General features: G+C 64.0%; 22 protein-coding genes and 1 tRNA gene. 8 read left to right on the top strand and 15 right to left on the bottom strand.

Annotated features, from left to right (window positions below):
- The coding region (locus ACJ0G7_RS09785; protein ID WP_407395953.1) for a UvrD-helicase domain-containing protein at positions 1–889 on the bottom strand (889 nt) is incomplete at its 3' end.
- A gap of 70 nt (positions 890–959) precedes the next feature.
- Between ACJ0G7_RS09785 and ACJ0G7_RS09780 the strand changes: the two genes are divergently transcribed.
- Entirely contained in the window at positions 960–1,085 is a 126-nt protein-coding gene (locus ACJ0G7_RS09780; protein ID WP_407395951.1) for a hypothetical protein, read from the top strand.
- A 10-nt stretch (positions 1,086–1,095) separates the two neighbouring features.
- Here ACJ0G7_RS09780 and ACJ0G7_RS09775 read toward each other — a convergent pair whose 3' ends face one another.
- On the bottom strand, positions 1,096–2,028 hold the full coding sequence (locus ACJ0G7_RS09775) for a phycobilisome rod-core linker polypeptide (protein WP_407395950.1): 933 nt from the start codon (positions 2,026–2,028) through the stop codon (positions 1,096–1,098).
- Between the two features lie 278 nt (positions 2,029–2,306).
- On the opposite strand from ACJ0G7_RS09775, the gene ACJ0G7_RS09770 reads away from it, so the two are divergent.
- Positions 2,307–2,741 (top strand): low molecular weight phosphatase family protein, encoded by a 435-nt coding sequence (locus ACJ0G7_RS09770; RefSeq protein WP_407395949.1) that lies wholly within the window; start codon positions 2,307–2,309, stop codon positions 2,739–2,741.
- 118 nt (positions 2,742–2,859) lie between these two features.
- Here the strand turns inward: ACJ0G7_RS09770 and ACJ0G7_RS09765 are convergent, their stop codons facing one another.
- Genes ACJ0G7_RS09765 through ACJ0G7_RS09745 form a run of 5 tightly spaced genes read right to left on the bottom strand, consistent with a single transcriptional unit; the run spans position 2,860 to position 8,217 of the window.
- A complete protein-coding gene (locus ACJ0G7_RS09765; RefSeq protein WP_407395947.1) occupies positions 2,860–6,102 on the bottom strand; it encodes an exodeoxyribonuclease V subunit gamma in 3,243 nt (1,080 codons plus the stop codon).
- Positions 6,096–6,794, bottom strand: coding sequence for a metallophosphoesterase (locus ACJ0G7_RS09760; RefSeq protein ID WP_407395946.1), 699 nt, complete (start codon positions 6,792–6,794; stop codon positions 6,096–6,098). The genes ACJ0G7_RS09765 and ACJ0G7_RS09760 overlap by 7 nt, the downstream gene beginning before the upstream one ends.
- A 33-nt stretch (positions 6,795–6,827) precedes the next feature.
- A complete protein-coding gene (locus tag ACJ0G7_RS09755) occupies positions 6,828–7,151 on the bottom strand; it encodes a hypothetical protein (protein WP_043691585.1) in 324 nt (107 codons plus the stop codon).
- Positions 7,151–7,471 carry an MgPME-cyclase complex family protein gene (locus ACJ0G7_RS09750; protein ID WP_407395944.1) on the bottom strand — a complete coding sequence of 107 codons (321 nt, stop codon included), beginning with the start codon at positions 7,469–7,471 and terminating at the stop codon, positions 7,151–7,153. Before ACJ0G7_RS09750 ends, ACJ0G7_RS09755 begins: the two co-directional genes overlap by 1 nt.
- Positions 7,468–8,217 (bottom strand): pyridoxine 5'-phosphate synthase, encoded by a 750-nt coding sequence (locus ACJ0G7_RS09745; RefSeq protein ID WP_407395943.1) that lies wholly within the window; start codon positions 8,215–8,217, stop codon positions 7,468–7,470. The genes ACJ0G7_RS09750 and ACJ0G7_RS09745 overlap by 4 nt, the downstream gene beginning before the upstream one ends.
- An 81-nt stretch (positions 8,218–8,298) precedes the next feature.
- Here ACJ0G7_RS09745 and ACJ0G7_RS09740 point away from each other — a divergent pair, with 81 nt between their 5' ends.
- The 4 genes from ACJ0G7_RS09740 to grxD are packed head-to-tail and all read left to right on the top strand — an operon-like array spanning position 8,299 to position 10,181.
- A complete protein-coding gene (locus tag ACJ0G7_RS09740; protein WP_173402157.1) occupies positions 8,299–9,000 on the top strand; it encodes a 1-acyl-sn-glycerol-3-phosphate acyltransferase in 702 nt (233 codons plus the stop codon).
- Between the two features lie 28 nt (positions 9,001–9,028).
- Entirely contained in the window at positions 9,029–9,562 is a 534-nt protein-coding gene (locus ACJ0G7_RS09735) for a hypothetical protein (RefSeq protein ID WP_043691594.1), read from the top strand.
- A 34-nt stretch (positions 9,563–9,596) separates the two neighbouring features.
- Complete coding sequence (locus tag ACJ0G7_RS09730) at positions 9,597–9,845, top strand: BolA/IbaG family iron-sulfur metabolism protein (protein ID WP_407395942.1); 249 nt, start codon at positions 9,597–9,599, stop codon at positions 9,843–9,845.
- Between the two features lie 12 nt (positions 9,846–9,857).
- Positions 9,858–10,181, top strand: coding sequence for a Grx4 family monothiol glutaredoxin (gene grxD / locus ACJ0G7_RS09725; protein WP_043691600.1), 324 nt, complete (start codon positions 9,858–9,860; stop codon positions 10,179–10,181).
- Here grxD and ACJ0G7_RS09720 read toward each other — a convergent pair whose 3' ends face one another.
- Positions 10,182–10,454, bottom strand: a complete 273-nt coding sequence (locus ACJ0G7_RS09720) for a DUF6761 family protein (RefSeq protein WP_043691603.1) — start codon at positions 10,452–10,454, stop codon at positions 10,182–10,184.
- Between the two features lie 131 nt (positions 10,455–10,585).
- On the opposite strand from ACJ0G7_RS09720, the gene ACJ0G7_RS09715 reads away from it, so the two are divergent.
- Positions 10,586–11,296, top strand: a complete 711-nt coding sequence (locus ACJ0G7_RS09715; protein ID WP_370594043.1) for a response regulator transcription factor — start codon at positions 10,586–10,588, stop codon at positions 11,294–11,296.
- On the opposite strand, the gene ACJ0G7_RS09710 is transcribed toward ACJ0G7_RS09715, so the two are convergent.
- The 7 genes from ACJ0G7_RS09710 to ACJ0G7_RS09680 all read right to left on the bottom strand — a co-directional run bounded on the left by ACJ0G7_RS09710 (position 11,268) and on the right by ACJ0G7_RS09680 (position 16,922).
- Positions 11,268–11,813, bottom strand: a complete 546-nt coding sequence (locus ACJ0G7_RS09710) for a hypothetical protein (protein ID WP_407395941.1) — start codon at positions 11,811–11,813, stop codon at positions 11,268–11,270. The genes ACJ0G7_RS09715 and ACJ0G7_RS09710 overlap by 29 nt on opposite strands.
- A 5-nt stretch (positions 11,814–11,818) precedes the next feature.
- Complete coding sequence (locus ACJ0G7_RS09705) at positions 11,819–12,103, bottom strand: hypothetical protein (RefSeq protein ID WP_407395940.1); 285 nt, start codon at positions 12,101–12,103, stop codon at positions 11,819–11,821.
- Between the two features lie 59 nt (positions 12,104–12,162).
- Positions 12,163–13,719 (bottom strand): carotenoid isomerase, encoded by a 1,557-nt coding sequence (crtH, locus tag ACJ0G7_RS09700; protein WP_407395939.1) that lies wholly within the window; start codon positions 13,717–13,719, stop codon positions 12,163–12,165.
- 23 nt (positions 13,720–13,742) lie between these two features.
- The gene (locus ACJ0G7_RS09695; RefSeq protein ID WP_043691618.1) at positions 13,743–14,708 is read right to left on the bottom strand and encodes a cation transporter; all 966 of its coding nucleotides are present in this window, start codon (positions 14,706–14,708) and stop codon (positions 13,743–13,745) included.
- A complete protein-coding gene (trmFO, locus tag ACJ0G7_RS09690; RefSeq protein ID WP_407395937.1) occupies positions 14,705–16,078 on the bottom strand; it encodes an FADH(2)-oxidizing methylenetetrahydrofolate--tRNA-(uracil(54)-C(5))-methyltransferase TrmFO in 1,374 nt (457 codons plus the stop codon). The genes ACJ0G7_RS09695 and trmFO overlap by 4 nt, the downstream gene beginning before the upstream one ends.
- A 33-nt stretch (positions 16,079–16,111) precedes the next feature.
- Positions 16,112–16,234 (bottom strand): photosystem II protein Y, encoded by a 123-nt coding sequence (locus ACJ0G7_RS09685; protein ID WP_043696653.1) that lies wholly within the window; start codon positions 16,232–16,234, stop codon positions 16,112–16,114.
- 181 nt (positions 16,235–16,415) lie between these two features.
- Positions 16,416–16,922: a gamma carbonic anhydrase family protein gene (locus ACJ0G7_RS09680; protein WP_043691624.1), complete on the bottom strand. Its 507-nt coding sequence runs from the start codon at positions 16,920–16,922 to the stop codon at positions 16,416–16,418.
- 84 nt (positions 16,923–17,006) lie between these two features.
- On the opposite strand from ACJ0G7_RS09680, the gene ACJ0G7_RS09675 reads away from it, so the two are divergent.
- Positions 17,007–17,078 (top strand) — tRNA-Lys (locus ACJ0G7_RS09675).
- The last annotated feature ends 6 nt before the right edge of the window (positions 17,079–17,084 follow it).

The following is a 17,084-nucleotide window of genomic DNA, read 5'->3' as shown; positions in this document are numbered from 1 at the left end:
GAATCGCGGCCATCGACGGAACGCCGTTCTGATCGGCGATCCAGCGATTCAGCACGGCGCAACGATCCGTGCGGGGCTTACCGCTGTAGGGCTTGGTATCCCGGCAGCCCTGGGCCTTCCACTGAGCGGCGCTGCTGCGAAAACATGATTCGAGCGTGTCGCCATCCCGCTTCCAGAGAATGAGAAAACGCTCCCAGCAGCGACCCATCCAGAGCTGCAGCTGACCGGCAAGGGGTTCGTCGGGGTCGAAGTCATCCCGTTCTGCGAGAACGCAGGGATGTGGCTCCCCGTCCAGAGCCCGCAGGGCCTGCACCATCGCCTCCGGAGACAGCCCGCTTTGGCGCAGACCAATCAGCTGATCCGCCGGCAACGTCAGCAGCTGGTCACGCCAAATGTCCTGCACCACCTGTTGCAGCAGGTCGGTGGAGTCGGTCTCCAGCTCCGGATCCATGGCAGCACCGCTGCTGAGGGCCATCCGCCGCAATGTGCGGCGACAGAAGCCATGAATCGTGGTGATATCAGCCCGATCGAGCTGCTCCAGGGCAAGAAGCAGGCCACTGATCCACTGCCTGCGAAGCGTGGTGTCTGACGCACCCTCCAACCAGCCCTCAAGGACCGGATCCGCAGCAGTTGCAAGCCTCTCGGCCTCCAGCGCCTCAAGACCCTCTAGAGCAGCCTGGAAGCGCTGGCCGATGCGTGAACGCAGCTCGTCCGCCGCCGCTTCGGTGTAGGTGACCACCAGCAGCTGCTCCAGCGGATGACGGGCTTCGGTGATCAGCCGCAGGCAGAGATGGGCGAGCGCAAAGGTCTTGCCGGTCCCGGCGCTGGCCTCGAGCAGGCGCAGCCCTGGGACCAGGGGATAGCTGTTGGCCTCAAACCGCTGAACCATGCCGGGAAGCGACATCAGAAGTCTGATGGCGTTCCCTCACCATTGCTCCTTGCTGATTGACACGATTTAGGTGCTGAGCCACAACAGGCGTGCCGACATCTTTCCAATGGCACGCCAATTGACATCCATCGGGCTGTTCGGACTGGCCATCGCCGGGCTTTACATTTTCGCCCTCGTCAACAGTTTTGATTTCTGAGATTCAGCGCTCAGAGACCGAGGAACATGGCAGGAATGCGATCGAGCCCGTTGTAACCGAGCATCTGGGCCATCACATTCACCAGCATTCCAGCCAGGTGAGCGGCTCCGACGATGGCGAGACCACGCCACAGCTTTTCATAGTTCGCTGGAGGATTGCCGCCGGACCAGGACATTGAAGTTTTCATGTAAAGAAGAGCCTCAGGGACGTGAATCGTAAGTGCGGAACCTGATGCCAGGTTCTTCTGAAGAATACTGTCAGTCCCTTTGGAAACATCACTGCTTGCAAAGTTTTGTTCCATCGCCGCGATCCTGACAAAGTTCATCATCGACATTCCAGCGGCTGATGTGAAGGCGCGCACGTAAGGAACAGTATCCGCTCCGAAGACTTCGGTGTACTCAGGCGAATCCACCAGGCTGTCAATCACAGCTTCAAATCCCTCACGGGCCTGCTGTTCGATGCAGCCCGACACTTCGTTCTGACTGAGCGGCGGACGACCGAGGACATGCTTGAAGGCAAGCTCGATTCCGCGACTCGGCGAAACAGACTCATAAAAACGAGAGCGATAGAAATCACTCTTGACCAGACCTCGCACAAAGTCACGGACGCAGAGACGACCGTCCTTCAGCTGGGCTTCCAGAGCAGAAGCGCGCTCCTGTTCCATCACATGGCAATTGCCGAAGACCTGACGGTAAGCAGCATCAATCACTTGCTCAAAACTGTCTGAATCCGTTCCTGCCAACACCCTGGAGGTGACACGGTGGGGACATTCACTGTGATCACGAGGCCCGAAGGGGAGCGACATTCCGCTGCAGGAACTTCGCAGAAAGTCAGCATTGGTCAAGGCCGACTTGGCACTTTTGGTCTGCGATGCCGCAAAGCTGACCGGTCCCGTCTTGGACTCGGCACCGAAACGGAACTTGGGAGACAAAGAAGCGTTCATCGAATCAGTGATTCAGATCTTTGAAGACCAAGCCACAGAGATGGCGCTCAAAGAACACTCGAGCAGCCGCGGTGGCATTGGCGTTCGCATGAAACTAGTCGCAGATGAACTGGTCTTCCCTTTGGTCAAAAAAAATTCACACCTTCGAAGATTGTTGATGTTTTATTTCCTTAAATTCAGGTCCATGACCCACAACAGCCTGGTATCCCGGTGTTGAACAGCACTGTCCGGCAGCACCTGTCTTGCCAGAACAAGAAGGCAGGTTCTCCAACGTGGCCGTGACCGACGTTCTGTTCCTCTGCACCGGCAATTACTTCCGCAGTCGTTTCTCCGAAGCCCTGCTGCGCCATCTCTGCCTGGGCAACCCTGAGCTGACGGTGCGCTCCGCCGGTTTGCAGGTGGATCCCGCCAGCGGGAATGTCGGTCCGATGGCGAAGGAAGCTCTGGAGGCGCTGCGGGAACGGGGTATCGAGCTTGATCCAGGCATTCAGCCGATGCCTCGCCAGGTGGAGGAAAGGGATCTGGAGCAGGCAGATCTGATCATCGCGGTGGATGCCGCTGCTCATCGGCCGATGGTGCGTTCAGGCTTTCCGGCCTGGGAGAACAGGATCCGCTTCTGGGGCGTGAAGGATCTCGGTGAGGAGGCTGCTGGCGACCCGATCGTTCAGCTGGAGCAGCAGGTGAAACAGCTGCACGATGAGCTCTCTCGGTGACCATCCGCTGACTGGGTGTCGAAAGCGGGTCGGAACCGCAGCACGACCAGGAGGTTCTGAATAAGTTTCTTTGGCAGGGCAGACCACTGGCTCGTGAAGCAGTGGATCTGCCTCATGTTCAAGTCCTGCGGGCGCGGAGAATCGGCTCGTAGAGCTGGCGGGATGCGTTCTCAAATCCGGGAGCCTGCAGCAGCAGAGCCGGGTCCGACTCAACACCGAAGCAGAGTTGCATCACCGGTGAATCCCGCTCATCCAGCCAGGTCTGACGGAAGGCGTGTTCACCACTGCCGCACCTGCGCTGCTCCTGCCAGACCATCTGCCAGCCGCTTTTCGGCGGCACGGGCCAGCATTGTGACAAGCCTTCCTGCGCCAGCCGCTGCAGGTCGCTGAGGATCGTCAGAGCCTCCTCCACCGAGAGAGGATCCCAGAGCAGCAACAGTTCCGCACCAGCCTTTGTGCTGCTTCGACCCACCACTCCAGAGCCCATCGGAGGGTCATCGGCTGCGCAGAGCAGCAGATGCTGAAGCCATGCCCGCATCACCCCGCGGGCGCCGGGCCGTCCCACCTGCACCACGACCTGGGTGTCCCCCGCGTACAGAAGCGGGACAGCAGTGCCGGCGAGCTGCCGCTGTTCACGACGGCATGGGCCGAAGGGTTCAATCTGAGCAGCCAGTGCTGCCCAGCGATCCAGGAGCTCCTGCTGCTCCAGCGCGGCTCCTGCCGCCGCCGGCAGAACGCCGCGGCCCTCCAGATCGCGACACCAATCGGGACGGTCCCTGCCGAGAAGCTGCAGATCCAGGGATTCTTCCAGCAGGCCATGACGCTGCAGGGCGTCCAGCTCCAGATCATCCAGATCACGCACCGGCTCGACCCCCTCTCCGGGATGAAGCCGGCGGTGCCGCAACCAGGCCGCCTGCGGCTGAATCATCCAGCGCAGCAGCTCCTCCACCGGCAACGCAGTCGGCTCGGGCGGATCGGGGGGCTCGGGGGGATCCCAGACCAGAGGCAAGGCCAGTCCCTCCGGAGCGGGAGGGCGTGGCTGATCCAGGCAGAGGCGTGCCGCGAGCTGACGGCGATCACAGCTGAGTGGCGCCTCGATCTGGAAATTGGCGCGATCAAGGGGACTGGGAGGCGGCGTCAGCAGCAGTCCTTCCGCCTGCTCCGGGGAGAGCTGGCTCCTCAGCGATCGCAACCACTGGTCAACGGGTGCCGCCGGTGGCAGCTCCTCACCCGTTCGCTCGCTGCGTCCGCACCAGCTGATCAGGAGATGCTGTCGGGCCGACATCAGAGCCTCAAGCAGCACGTAGCGATCCTGATCTCCTCCGCGGGGATCGCCGAGCTGGCGCTGCTGTTCCAGCAGATGAAAGCCCGGTCGGTTGCTCTGACGCGGGAAATCCCGCCCATCCAGACCCATCAGCACGATCACCTTGTGGGGAATGGCCCGCATCGGCTCCAGGGCACTGACCGTGAGGGCGCCGCTGCGATGACCGAAGCGACCGCTGTCGACCGAGAGAGCCTCAGACAACACTTCAAACACCACCGATGCCTCCAGGTCGAGCTCGCAGGTCTCGGCACGTCGGCGCCACTCCTCCAGAGCCGCCAGCCAGCTCTGTCCTTCCCGCTCCCAGGCGCCACCGTTCCCGAAGAGGTCCTTGAGCAGACGTTGCAGCTGCTCCACCCACCCCGCACAGGGCTGCGGACGGCGCAACTGAGCGACCCACCCCCCCAGCCGATCCAGCAGGGACCACCAGCGTGCCAGCCGATCCGGATCCAGATCCTGATGAAACGGTGCAACACCTCCGGGCGCCAGACCTCTCTGATCGGGAAGCACCAGACCGAGCAGCCAGCGATCCAGACACCAGCGAAGGCTGTGGGTTGGATCGCCTCCCCGCTCATCGGCATCGAGGCCCCAACGGAATCCACTGCGCTGCAAGGTGGCTGTGAGCAGAGCGCTCTCCTCAGCCGACAGCCCCTGCTGCCGCTGGACCGCCGGGTTGGCCAGGAGCCGCTCGAGGCCGCTGGCCGTCAGACGTCCGCCGGCCAGCTGCAGCAGATCCAGCATGGCCATCGACAGGCCCGGACTGCTTTGCTGACTGCGATCAGTGAGGCGCCAGGGGAGGTCCACTCCCGTCGCGCCGCGGTCATTGAACACGGATGCCAGCAGCGGTGCGGCCCGGTCGATCTGGGGGGTCATCACCAGCACATCCCTGGGCTCGAGTTCCGGATCCGATGCCAGCCATTGCAGGATGCGATCACGGACAAGCTGCACTTCCCGCCAGGGGCCGGGGGCTGACTGAAACAGCAGCGACTGATCGTTCGGGCTGCGGGTGAGCGTGGTCGCCTGACTCTCGGCATCCGTCGTTTCGGCCTCCGCAAGCTGGGTCTGCAGCTGCTCGAGAAGTGTCGGCGGCCGGTTGCAAGCAGCGGCGATGCTGACGCCATCGGCGAACAGATCCCCCGTGCGCACCTCCCCGAGCTGGGTCTCTCCGGATCCCTCCAGCAACTGCTGAAACTCCGCCCCCATACGGCCCAGGGTGGCCTCCATCCGGGGAGCCTTCTCAAGCCAGGTTCCGTCCGGGGGCTCCAACCAGTCCGCACCCAGCTCGAGACGCCTGCTGCCGCAGCGTTGCCAGAGATCGCGACAGGGGGTGAGCAGGTAGATCTCCACATCCACCCAGCCCGACAGTGCCTGGATCAGCTCCACCTGCACAGGGGCCAGAGCGCTGATGCCGAAAAGGCGGAGACGGCGGGGCAGATCCTCCCGGCGCACCGTTCCCTCCCGCAAGCGCTGCACCGCCTCACGCACCTGCAGACCGAAGGGCTCCCGGGGGAGCACCTCAGCCAAGCGGCGCCAGAGGAGCGGTTGCCAGTCCGCCTGCGCCCTGAGATCCCCGTGGCGCCAGGCCGTGAGGGTGTCCGGTCGATAGAGGGCATAGTCATCGAGGGCATCGGCGATCGAGCGGGCCAGCTGCCAGCGGTCGCGGCTCAGGGTTTCAACGGAGGCTTCCCGTCTCTCCAGCCAGCGCTGCAGAGGAGCGGCCTGAGGCTCCCGCAGCAGTGCCGGCAACTGATCCAAGACGACCCAGACGAGTCGTCCGGCCCGCCAGGGGTCGTCTTCCTCCGCAGGCAGCTGCAGCACCAGACGCACCAGCTGGCGCAACCGGCTGCCCGGGAAGGGGAAACGCACCAGTGAGCTGATGCCGTTGGCGGCAGCGAGCTGTTCCCCCAGCCAGCGGCTGGTGGGCCAGGTGTTGACCATCACCTCGACCGTTTCCATCGGCCCGGGACACTCCTCCTTGAGCTGACGGGCCAGCAGCGCAGCGAGAAACTCCGCGCGGTTGCTGCGATAGAGCGTCAGCAACTGGTGGCATCCCCGGCCAGAACGTCCGGAACGCGATGCGGATCATCAGGCCGTGGCAAGAGGCATCCGTCTCCGGATCCCTGCACCTGCACCACGGCATCGGTCTCCGGGCAATAAGCCGAGAGGAGGCCTCCGTAGACCGCACCGGTGTCGACAAGGACGATGCGCGGATGGCGCTCCACCGTTGGCCGTGGAGTGTGGCCGATCACCACCCGCCCGTGGCGGCCGTCATAGGACTCCCAGAAGGGCTCCCGGATCGACAGATCGGGCTGCCCGTCGCTGTTGAAACCGGCATGCGTGGCACTCCAGCCTTCAGCGCTGTATTTCAACGGCAACTGTTGAAGGCGATCGAGCCAGGAGCGGGTGCGTCGCTCCCCGAGCTGGCGGACGGTGTCCTGGCTGAACAGGGCTTCAGCGGAGCCGTCGCCGCTCGACTCCAGCGCATCGATCAGGTCCTGTTCATGATTGCCGCGCAGCCAGGTGGCACGCCCCAGCCTCACCAGGGTCCACACCAGATCCATCGCGGCTTCGATCCCCCCACCTCGATTGATCACATCCCCGCAGAAGACCAGATGATCGTCAGAGGGCAACACCGCCAGCAAGGAGACCAGGGATCGATCGCAGCCGTGAACATCACCGATGACCCAGTGGTGCTGACGCGGGGCTGGCAAAGGATCGACCGGGCAGAGCATTGATTCTGATCAGCAACCGCACACCTGTCAGGCTCAGAAGAGCCCGAGGAAGCGACGGCGGGGAGCATCAGGCTCCGGCTTCGTGGGCTGCTCCCGGCGATACCGCGGTTTGGCATCCCCCACGGTGATCAGGGGATCGTTGTTCTTGAACCAGATCCAGTCGCGGATCGGTGGAGTTTCGGTGAGATCACGACGGGTCAGCCCGAGACCGAGCTTGGCTGAAGCCCCGAGCAGGATCTCCACCATGGCGTCGGCGTCAGCGCAGGTGGCGAGAGCACGGTTGGTCTTCTCCGCACCGTCGAGAGCCTTCACCAGCAGGGCGATCCGTTGCGGAACGGGTAAGGAACTGAGATTCATCAGGCGTTGCTGGCCAGAGCGTCAGGGATCTCGGTGGAGGGGGCCTCGAAGCTGCCCACCAGCACGTACTCCAGACGCAGCTTCAGAAATGTGATGAAGGTCGAGTCCGTGGAGACCACCGCCGCAGAAGGCTGTGGCAGCTGCGCAGTGAGCGAGGCGAACTCGGGTGCCGCCAGGAAAGCGGGTTGGCGCACGAGCCAGAAATCGATGGGTTTATCGGTCTCGGCGTAATTGCGGCGCCGTTCCCTGAGCACCTCCTCAAGGGGCTCCTCCTCGGTGAGGAACCGTTCACTGGCGGCGACGAAGTGGTATTTGCTCATCCGGGAGCTTGTCCGAACAGGGGATCGTGTCGCGGATTCTGAATCAGAGCTTTCATCTCGCGCACCGCCTGTTGCAGTCCGACGGCTACGGAACGGGCCACAATCGTATGGCCGATGTTGAGCTCCTCCATGCCGGCGATCGCAGCAACAGGCTCAACGTTCTGATAGGTGAGGCCGTGACCGGCATTCACCCGCAGCCCGAGCTGACGGGCGATGGTGCAGCCCTCCTGGATGCGGGCCAGCTCGATGGGCTGGCGATTCCAGTCCGCCTCGGCATAGGCCCCGGTGTGCAGTTCCACCCATCGGGCTCCGCAGGTCCGGCAGGCCTCCAGCTGCTCCGCATCAGGATCAACGAACAGGCTCACGGGGATGCCCTCGTCCTGAAGCCGCTCCACCAGCCGCTTCAGATCGGGGGTCTGTCCGACGATGTTCAGCCCCCCTTCCGTGGTCACCTCCTCACGCCGTTCCGGAACGAGCGTGACCATGTCCGGCCGGATGCGCAGGGCGATCGTCTGCATCTCAGCGGTGGCCGCCATCTCGAGGTTCAGCCGGCTGCGCACCGTGTGACGCAGCAACTCCACATCCCTGTCCTGAATGTGCCGACGGTCCTCCCTCAGATGCACGGTGATGCCATCGGCGCCACCCAGTTCCGCGAGCAGAGCCATGGGAACGGGATCCGGCTCCACCGTGCGCCGAGCCTGGCGGATGTTGGCGATGTGATCAATATTGACCCCGAGGCTGGCCATCCGAGCAACACATTGAGGCTGGATCCTATGCAGAGCGGAGGGTCCGATTAAGTTCGCTGACCGTTGCGCTCCGCCAGCCCGTTGCCCGCGGCCTCAGCTCTTCGCGAATCCGTCCTGAAGGTGGGGATCGATCCGTTCTGGGCCCCGCTGGCGATGCTTGTCACGCAGGATCTCGCCCTGCCGCTGCAGTTCCGGGAACGCATCGTGCTCAACCCGGAGCATCTGCCGATGTCAGGCCCGGTGCTGCTGGCGCCGACACACCGCGCCCGCTGGGATGCCCTGATGCTGCCGATGGCCGCTGGACGAAGGGTCACCGGACGGGATTGCCGCTTCATGGTCACGACAACGGAGATGAAGGGGGTGCAGGGCTGGTTCCTCCAGCGACTGGGCTGTTTTCCGGTGGATCAGGGTCGTCCGTCGATGACGACGTTGCGCTTCGCCATCGACCTGCTGGCAGCCGGTCAGCAGCTGGTGGTGTTTCCGGAAGGCCAGATCAAGCGCCAGGATCAACCCATCAAGCTTCACCAGGGTCTGGTGAGGCTCGCCCAGCTGGCCCAGCGCCGCGGCGTCACGGTCCCGGTCATTCCAATCGGACTCGGATACAGCCAGGCGCCACCTCGTCCACTCAGCCGGGCCGCTCTGTGCTTCGGTGCACCCCTGAGCGTGCCCGACACCACCGACCGCGGTGCAAGCCGCCACTTCAACGAACAGCTGGCCGAGCGGATGCATGCGGCTGAACAAGCGGCCCGTGCAGCAGTGGGTCGGCCCTTGCAATCCTTTTAAAGTCCGCCAACTCCGCTTCGCCGCCCCGATGGGTTGTCGTGCACTTTTGACGGCCACCGCCCTGCTGGCAAGCCTTGGGCTGACCGTATCTCCGGTTCTTGCCCAGTCACCTGAGGCCAGCTCCCGCGTTCTGGCGCAGAGTGAAAGCGGCTTCAATCCGAATGCTGTGCGGGCCATGATCGCCCGCGGCGACGCCGCAGCATCACGGGGTGATCTCGCCACTGCCAGGAGCGAATACGACAACGCCCGCAAGGCCTCCAAGCAGCTTCTGGGCTTCTACCGCGACCTCAGCGGTGCGTTCCGCGGCCTTGATGCCCGCATTCCACGTGAAATGGACAGCAAGGGCCGTGAAGCTCTCGGACTGCTGGCCGAATCCAACCTGCGCCTGGCGGCCCTGTTCCGGCGTCAGAACCAACCCGAGGTGGCGGTTCCTGTTCTGGTGGAAGTCGTCAAGCTGATGACCCCCTCCCAAAGCCAGGGGCAGAAGGCCTACCAGAGTCTGGTCGAACTTGGATTCGCCACCACGGAGTTCAAGGGAGCCTCCCCCGCAGGCGCCAACTGATCTGTCAGCATCGTCTTCAGGTCTTTCTCCCCCCATGGTTCAGCCGGCCGCCGTCGAAGCAGCCATTCAGCGGGCCATCCCCGATGCTGTGGTGACCGTGGAGGACCTCACTGGGGGTGGTGATCACCTTCAGGTGAGTGTGACCTCATCGGCTTTCTCAGGCCTGTCCAGAATTCGTCAGCACCAGATGGTGTACGGCGCTCTGCAGCAGGAGCTGGCCAGCGAGGCGATTCATGCCCTGGCACTGAACACCACAGTGCCCGCAGACCAACCCACCGACTGACACGCTCTCTCCATGGACGACTCCACCCGCTCCCGCATCGAAACACTGATTGCATCAAGCCCGGTCTTCGTGTTCATGAAGGGCTCAAAACTGATGCCCCAGTGCGGCTTCTCCAACAATGTCGTTCAGATCCTCCACTCCCTCGGGGTGAGTTTCGAGACCTTCGACGTTCTCTCTGATATGGAGATCCGTCAGGGAATCAAAGAATTCTCCAGCTGGCCGACGATTCCTCAGGTGTACGTGAAGGGTGAATTCATGGGTGGTTCGGACATCCTGATCGAGATGTACAACGCCGGTGAGCTGAAGGAAAAACTCGAAGTGGCGCTTGCCAGCTGATCAGTAGCCCTGGGGATGCCGCATGTACAGCGTGCTCACATCCCCGTCGGGTCCGATGAAACTTGAGGGATCCATGATCCAGCGCTCGATCAGCTGCTCCAGACGGTGTTGCTGACGCGAATCCAACGCACCGGTGCGACGCAGGGCATGGAGGTAGCCATCGGCATAGAGACGCAGCTCGGAAGGCCCGTGATAACGGTGTGTCAGCTCCTGGCAGGCATCGCACAGGGACTGGAAATGCCGGATGGAATCGGGATCCTCAAGTGCCGTCATCAGAAGAGACCGCTGCCTCTGTTACCAGCGTGCCAGGAATTTCGGCTTAGCGTAAGCGCGCTTACGTCAGACCCGTGACTTCAACACCCCGCGACATCACGGCTGACGCCAGCGATGCCTCTCTGGCATCCATGGCGATGCAGACCTCAGGGACCGGCCAGGAGCCATCCCGAGTCCTCGTGGTGGAGCCGCACCCGACTTTGCGCACCGTGCTGGTGCAGCGCCTGCGCCAGGACGGTCACCTGACAGCAGCGGTCGGCAAGGCGGCCGAGGCTCTCGAGGTCTGCCAGGACCAGTCGCCTGATCTGCTGGTGAGCGCGGAACTGCTGGAGCAGAGCTCAGCACTGCGGCTGTCAGAACAGCTGCGCTGCCCGGTGATCGTGCTGACGGCCCGCAGTGGGGCCGAACCTGTGGTGGGCCTGCTGGACGACGGAGCCGACGACGTGCTGCGCAAGCCCTTCGGCCTGGAGGAACTCGCCGCTCGTTGCCGCACCCTGTTGAAGCGTGGCCACAGCGGCCTGCAGGAACGTGTCACTGTCGGCCCACTGGAGGTACACCTGCTGCTGCGTCAGGTGACCCTGCGGGACCAGCCCGTGGAGCTGAGCCCCCGGGAATTCGCTCTGCTCTGCGCTCTTCTGATGCCCCCCGGGCTTGTCCGCAGCCGCCAGGAACTGCTGCGCATGGCCTGGCCTCCCTTCAGTGGAGGTCCTCGATCGGTGGACACCCAGGTTCTGACCCTGCGCCGCAAGCTGGAGCAGGCTGGGCTTGGCGAAGGCGGCGGCATCACCACCGTTCGTCAACGCGGATACCGTTTCAGCCTGGATAGCCTTCCGGGAGGCTGACCCAGCCGTTGCTGATGGCGAAAGCAGCCGTTGCCTCCATCAGCACCATCCCTGCCGAGATCACAGCGAGAACCTGATAGGTCCAGGGAGGGGTCAACCGGCCGATGCCAGCCGTCTTCACGGTCGTTCGTTCGCTCAGCAGCTGCAGAAACCGATCGAAACGGTCGATGCGCTGCGGCAGCAACTGATGGCGTAGATCCGCCGCCTTGAGGTAGTACACCGTTCCCCCCTGACTGGTTCCCACCGGAACCAGAGCCCGGATGTCCTGCCAGCGCATCACCCAACCCCGACGCAACAGCCAGCGGATCCAGGCCGGATAACGAACCCGGATGCCGTCGTCATCGGTTTCCACCTGCTCACTGAGCAACCCGAGCACCAGCACCAGTCCCACCAGCAGCCCCACCACCATCCACAAGCGCAGCTCGGCTGGAGCCAGCAGCGGCAGAGGCAGCACCAGGGCCGCATACAGGCTGAGCAGCGTGAATCGGATCAGTGGAGAGAGTCGGAAGCGTTCCATGGGGCTCAACGATTGTCGGGTGAGCCTGGGAGCGGTTCGATCCCGCCGGGGGGTGAAACGGCCCCCTCGAACAACTCCGCTTCACGGCCCTTCCAGACCTGACCCAGTCGCATCAGATCACCATGGGCCTCCTGAATCCGCTCGATGTAGTCCTGAGGATCCGTCTCCCCCTTGGTCTCTTTGAGCTTCTGCAGCCGCAGCATCTGCAGATACCAGGGCTTGCTGAGATCACCCCGCTGCTCGAGGTAACGGGCGAGATCGGCAGCGGAGGGCGAGGAGTCGAACGGCATCACAGGAGCCCGGTGGAAGCCAAGCTAGGCAGCTGGGCGGCTCCGGAGGCCCTGTTCCTTCAAGCCGGCAGCGCCCATGGGTTCAGCCCCAGATCGGCGCCAACACGATGGGCGCAGGCGAAGCCACTGAATGCCACGGCGTTCAGTCCCTGGCCTGGGAAACAGGAATCTCCCACGCAATAGAGGTTCTTCACTCCGGTGCGGTTGAACGGCATCGGCAGCAGACCAGGCAGCTGCATCGCCGGAATCGGGCCGTAACTGCCCTGGAACCGGCCGAGGAACCGACGATGGCTGCGGGGGGTGCCGATCTCCTGATGGGTGATGGCACCGGCCAGTCCTGGAAGGATCGCCTCCAACCGCTGGATCAGCCGCGCTGCATCCGCTTCCTTTTTCTGGCGGTACTCGGATGGCGACAACCCTTTCCAGGCCTCCATCGACGAGGGGGTGAACGTGTGCACGATGTGGTGCCCCTGCGGAGCGAGGTCAGGATCCAGCAGCGAGGGCATCGACACGAAGATCACTCCCTGCTCCTCCTCCATCCGTTCCCAGTCCTCCAGCAGCAGGTGATGGCAATGGCTGCCCGCCGGGATCAGATCAGCCCGAACCCCGAGATGCAGGGACAGGAAGGAGGGGGAGGGCACATAACGCCGACGCCAGACCTGTTCCTTCCGGGGGGTGTGGTGCTCGTCCACCAGGGCCTGACCGGCCCGGGCGGAGCTGTCGGCCGATCCTGAGAAGGTGTCCCAGCGGGTGGCGTTCGAGATCACCCGCTTCGCGCGGATGATCTCGCCATTGACGAGCTTCACACCCACAGCGTCGCCGTTCTCGAGCAGCACCTCGCTCACGCGAGCTTTGTAGCGGATGGCCCCGCCATGGCGCTCCAGACCCGTCACCAGCTTCTCGGCGATCACGCCGACGCCGCCCTTGGGATAGTTGATTCCACCCGCATGGCGATCGGAAAACACCATGCCGGCATTGATCATCGGGGTGCGATCCGCCGGCATCACCGACCAGCAGAAGCATTCGATGTCGATGAACTTCAGCAGCTGCTCGTCCTTGATGTGCTGGCGTGCCACCGCCCCGACGTTGAAGGGCAGCCAGCGGGCCAGGCCGAGACAGGCCAGCGGAGCCTTGAAGAAGACCTTTGTGAGGTAGGCCGGATCCTCCAGCGACAGCAGCGGCATCGCATCGAGGCAGTTGAACACCTGCCAGCAGGCGTCATAGAACTTGCGGATGCCCTCCGCTTCATGCGGGAAACGGCTGGAGAGATCGGCGATGAACTGGTCGTAATCGCGATCCACGGCGATCTGCAGCCCACCGGGCATGTGGTACTCCAGCTGGGCGGGATCCGGGATGGTGTCGCAACGCTCCCCCACATCCGCCAGAGCCCTGGTGAGCAGGTTGGTGTAACCCTTCTCACCGAAGCCGAAGATCATCGAAGCCCCCACATCAAAGGTGTAACCCTTGCGTCGGAAGGCACCACCACTGCCACCGGGGATCAGGTAGCGCTCCAGCACAAGCACCTTCGCCCCCTTGGCCGCCAATTGACTGGCGGTCACCAGACCACCGATGCCGGCGCCGATCACCACGGCATCCCAGTGCTGCTGCTCGCTCATGACACCGCTTCGACCGCCTGACGCTAGGGGGCGGGCTGCTGCTCAGGGTCGCTCCGGTGGATCGGAGGCATCACCGTGAGAATCACCTCAGCCCGCACCGGCCGTCCCAGTTCGTTGCTGCAGCGCGCATCGATGTGGTGGCGGAGCCCGTCCACCGTGGCACTGTCCAGTGGCTCCAGGGGGTTGATGTACACCACCACGAAGGCGGTGCGGCCCAGCTGCTGCACGGTGAAATCCATCATCTGCAGCGAAAGCCCGGAGAGTTCCTGCATCAGCACCTGTCGGGTGCGCTGCAGCACCCCAGGATCGGCCGCCTTACCGGCGGCCTGGCTCAGAGCATCCCGCAGCGCCTGCAGCGGCTCCCTCAGCAGCACCCCACTCACCGCCAGCACCAGCAGCGCATCGGTGATCGGAGCCAGCGGAGCCAGAAGCGTGGTCTGAAGCAACGGCGTCGCCAGCAGTGCCAGACCTGTGGAAGCTGTGATCAGCGCATCGATGCGGGCATTGCGCGCTTCCGTGAGAAGCAGCAGCGAGATGCGACCGGTGCGCCGCCAGTCACGGAAATGCCGCCAGGACAGCAGCCAGCAGAGGCCCGTCACCGCGACGGTGTAAGCGGCCACCGGCTCGAGGGTGAGTGGAGGAATCTCTGCACCCCGCCACCAGTCGATAAGGGTGCCGCAGGAGCTGCTGAGCCCGAAGCCGATCACTCCCAGCAACACCAGGGAGCGGAACAGCACATACAGAGCTTCCTGACCTTCATAGCCATAGGGCCAGGCGCGATCCGGCGGCCGCACCACGTTGCGGCTGATGCGGCTGGCGATCAGCGAGGAGCCCACCAACACCGCCGAATAGAGGCCATCCAGCAGCAGGGCTGAGGATCCGGTGAGCACGTGAGCCACAAAACCGGCCAGGGTCATCACCGCGTTGGCGCCGATGCCGAAGCGCAGGGAGCGCTGTTCGATGCGGCGGGCCAGCGCGTCGTCGCTCATGCCAGGAGGGGATGCAGCAACTGGGACTGAACCCGTTCCAGATCCGCGAGAGCCCGATCCCGGTACGCGCCGTAACGGGCCCGCTTGTCGCGGATCCGTTCCGGCAGATCCGGCAGCAAACCGAAATTGGGGGGCATCGGCTGAAACTTCGCCGTCGGCGCTTCGCTCACGAAGTGGGTGAGTGCACCGCTCATGGTGGTGGGCGGCAGATCGATCGTCTCCAGACCGCGGGCCAGACGGGCGGCATTGGTGCCCGCCAGCCAACCGCCGGCAACGGCGGCGGCATAGCCCTCTGTGCCGGTGATCTGGCCTGCCGCGAGCAACGATGGCCTGCTGCGGAACTGCAGGGTGGGCGTCAGCAGCTGCGGAGATTCCAGAAAGGTGTTGCGGTGCATCACCCCGAAGCGAACGAATTCGGCCTGTTCAAGTCCAGGGATCATCTGCAACACCCGCTTCTGTTCCCCCCACTTGAGGTTGGTCTGGAACCCCACCAGATTCCACAGGCGTCCGTCCTTGTCCTCCTGACGCAGCTGAACCACGCCGTAGGCCCGCTTGGCTCGCCGCACATCCCGATCGTTCACATCGCCCCAGCGGGGATCCCACAACCCGATCGGCTTGAGGGGGCCATAGCGCATCGTGTCTTCACCGCGCCGGGCCAGCTCCTCAATCGGCAGACATCCCTCGAAGAAGGTGGCCTCCTCCTTGTCGAAATCCTTGAGCTCAGCCTGCTCCGCCCCCAGCAGCGCCTCGCGGAAGGCGAGGTACTGCTCCTTGTCCATGGGGCAGTTGATGTAGTCGGCATCGCCCTTGTCGTAGCGACTGGCGCGGAAGGCGACGGTGAGATCGATGCTGTCGCCGTGGACGATCGGGCTGGCGGCATCAAAGAAATGACAGTCAGCGCGGCCGGTGAACGACCTCAGATCCTGCGCCAGCGGTTCACTGGTGAGCGGACCGGTGGCAATCACCGTGATCTCGCCATCGGCTGGGAGTGCCTGCTGCTCCCTCCGTTCGATGGTCACCAGCGGATGCTGATCCAGGGCCTCCGTGAGCGCCGCGCTGTACCGGCCGCGGTCCACCGCAAGAGCCCCTCCGGCTGGAACCGCATGGGCATCGGCTGTGCCGATCACGAGCGAGCCCAGACGCCTGAGCTCTTCCTGAAGCAGGCCTGCGGCACGATCGCTGCTGAGCGCACCGAAGCTGTTGCTGCAGACCAGCTCGGCGAAATCGCTGCTGTGATGGGCCGGTGATCGTCGGATCGGCCGCATTTCAACCAACCGCACAGGAACACCTGCAGCGGCGACCTGCCAGGCCGCTTCTGTGCCGGCCAGACCAGCCCCGAGAACGGTGATCACGGCTGGCTGATCAGACAAGCGGCTGAATTCTTTCAGCCTTCACCCTAAGGATCAGGCGCGGCTGCGCTTGAGCAACAGCTGCAGCTGACCGACGGCGGCACGGCCGATGTTGAAGGCCGCCCAGCCCACGGCGGCGAGAACCGGTGCCACCACCAGGAACAGACGCGCGTCGATGCCCAGCACCTGACCGGTGGTGATCACGCTGAAGGCGGAGTAGCCGACGATCGCGAGGATCAGGACCAGGCCGATGGCGACTCGGACGAAGCTCATGAGTGGGGCTAGATGCCCGGCGATCTTACGGACCGTGAACGGATTGCGGGCGCTCCCGGAAGGAAGCTGATCGATTTCGCAGCAATCAACCCTGAAGCGCGGCATGGCGGCCGGCCAGCTCGGCGTAGCGGCGCGCATGGGCCCGCTGCTCCGCCACAGCCTCATCCGCCAGTTCCCGCTTGGCCTGAGCCGGAATACCCACCACCATCGTGCGGGCCGGAACATCCTTGGTCACCACGGAACCGGCTGCCACCAGGGCACCGGCGCCGACGGTCACACCGTTGAGCACCACAGCACCGATGCCCACCAGACATCCATCCTCGAGGGTGGCACCGTGAATCACAGCCCGATGGCCCACGGTCACCTCCGCTCCAATGACCACGGGTTGACCTGGATCGCCATGCAGCACGGCACCGTCCTGCACATTGCTGTAGGCACCGATGCGGATGACCTCCAGGTCACCGCGTGCGACGGCTGTCGGCCAGAGGCTGCTGCCGGCTGCCATCTCCACATCGCCGATCACCACAGCTGACGCCGCCACCCAGGCCCCTGGGTCGATCCTCGGTGCCGGCCAGGGAGAGGAGACGGTCATGAACGCTCAAGGGACAAGCCCCAGTCTCCCGGTAGCCACGGTGATAATGTCCATTGGTGCCTGAAATGGCATTCCCCAGAGGGCGGGTCGCTAGCTCAGCGGTAGAGCATCCGGCTTTTAACCGGCTGGTCCTGAGTTCGAATCTCAGGCGACCCATGCATT

Source organism: Parasynechococcus sp., assembly GCF_045559935.1.
In the GTDB taxonomy this organism is placed as follows: Bacteria; Cyanobacteriota; Cyanobacteriia; order PCC-6307; family Cyanobiaceae; genus Parasynechococcus.
This window is presented reverse-complemented; position numbering and strand designations above follow the sequence as displayed.